Annotated in this window: 2 protein-coding genes; both read right to left on the reverse strand. The window is 32.9% G+C overall.

All coding sequences use genetic code 11. The features are described from left to right. Positions 1–204: 204 nt before the first annotated feature. On the reverse strand, positions 205–903 hold the full coding sequence (locus JFC06_RS12165) for a hypothetical protein (RefSeq protein WP_193006468.1): 699 nt from the start codon (positions 901–903) through the stop codon (positions 205–207). Positions 904–1,043: 140 nt separating this feature from the next. Further along, positions 1,044–1,175, reverse strand: a complete 132-nt coding sequence (locus tag JFC06_RS12390) for a hypothetical protein (RefSeq protein ID WP_265091400.1) — start codon at positions 1,173–1,175, stop codon at positions 1,044–1,046. Positions 1,176–1,478: the final 303 nt, after the last annotated feature.

Consider the following 1,478-nt stretch of genomic DNA (forward strand, 5'->3'; position numbering starts at 1 on the left):
GCTTATTCTCCAGTTAGTGGATTATAAGCAGTTACACAAAGTTTGGGAAAGGCTCCAAGGGTGAGCAGTTGGGATTTGATTTTGATAAGGTAATTGAAACCAATAAGTTATTTTAAATTTTTTACATAGTTTCAAATACATAGTATTTCTAATAGTCTTGTATTACACCATAAACGTAGCAAGCTTATCAGCTAAAAGAATAATTTAAGCTCTTAATTTCTTCACTAATGCTTCTGCTATTTGCACACCCAACTTAATCCTCTCTCTATCAATATTTTGAGCTTTCGAATGAACCTGAGTGTTGCGAATCATTCTAAGCTCTGTCAATTCATTGATATCTTTAATGTCTAAAATACCAGCTTTCATAGCCATTTCCCATTTGAAGGTATGAGCAATATCAATGTTGGAATAATTTAATACATCCCGAACTAACGTTTCTACTTCATTGAAAAGTAAAATTAGATTCTCAAGTGTTGCTTCAGCTTCTTTTGAAACTGCCTTTATATCAAAAAGATTATCTAGAAGAACTGCTGCTATTTGTCTATAAGCAACAAGATATCTACGATCTACCCCTAAGCCTGTGCCATTATGATATAGCTGATTCCTTATTCTATGATAATGTTCTATGTCACTATCATTTAGACCCGAAAGCTTAGATTGTGCTCTTTGAAAAACTAGCTCCATCATTTTAGGAAAGCTATTCCCAGCTTCATCTACTTCCTTTCTTTGAAATTTTATACCTGATATTTTCTCAGGTAGGGACATGAAGACTCGAATTGACGTTTCAACAGAATTATCAATACTAATGAATGCCATCCTACTATCGAAAGCTGTATCAAGATCAATATGTGAATCAGCATGTTTTAGTAGCTCTATTGCTCCTGATGCCCATGTCTCTTCCATACTTGTTTCTCTATTTAGTGAAAATATAATTAATTATTCTACAATACAATTATTATATTAGAGAATTAAGCCTATAAAAAAACTCCTCTTAAATTATAAAAGGAGTTTTTTATATAAATATATAATTATGTTCTACTCTACTACTTACCTTTTTTATGTTCATGAGGTTTCAGAGAAGGATCATTACCAGGAGTTTTTTTATTATCACGTTGACGTCTATCTGGCTTGCCAGTAGAGTCAGCAATTCTTTTTGGACCTGGTTTAATTCCCATAGTGTTCTCCTTGATAAGTACAATCAGTTAATAAACAACAATAAAAATATAGGTTATTTATTACCTATACATATTAAATAAACATATGTTTTTAAATTTACTAAATAGAATATACAGTATCGAGCAAAACAATACAATAGTTAAATAACACACAAAGAAAAGCCCCCTCCGCGTTAGCGGAGGGGGCTTTTACTTAGAATAGAGAGCTGACGATGACCTGAGCGCCGTAGAAATTGCATGTCAATTTCAGGCAGCGCAAGAGCAAATCCTTTCAATAGGATTTGCTGGGTAGGTCACTAGGAA

The sequence above is a fragment of the Psychrobacter namhaensis genome (assembly GCF_016107545.1).
Taxonomy (GTDB): domain Bacteria; phylum Pseudomonadota; class Gammaproteobacteria; order Pseudomonadales; family Moraxellaceae; genus Psychrobacter; species Psychrobacter namhaensis.

Excerpts from the sequence above, each read along its gene's own strand:
- JFC06_RS12165 (WP_193006468.1), bottom strand. The coding sequence starts at position 903 with ATGGAAGAGACATGGGCATCAGGAGCAATAGAGCTACTAAAACATGCT.
- JFC06_RS12390 (WP_265091400.1), bottom strand. The coding sequence starts at position 1,175 with ATGGGAATTAAACCAGGTCCAAAAAGAATTGCTGACTCTACTGGCAAG.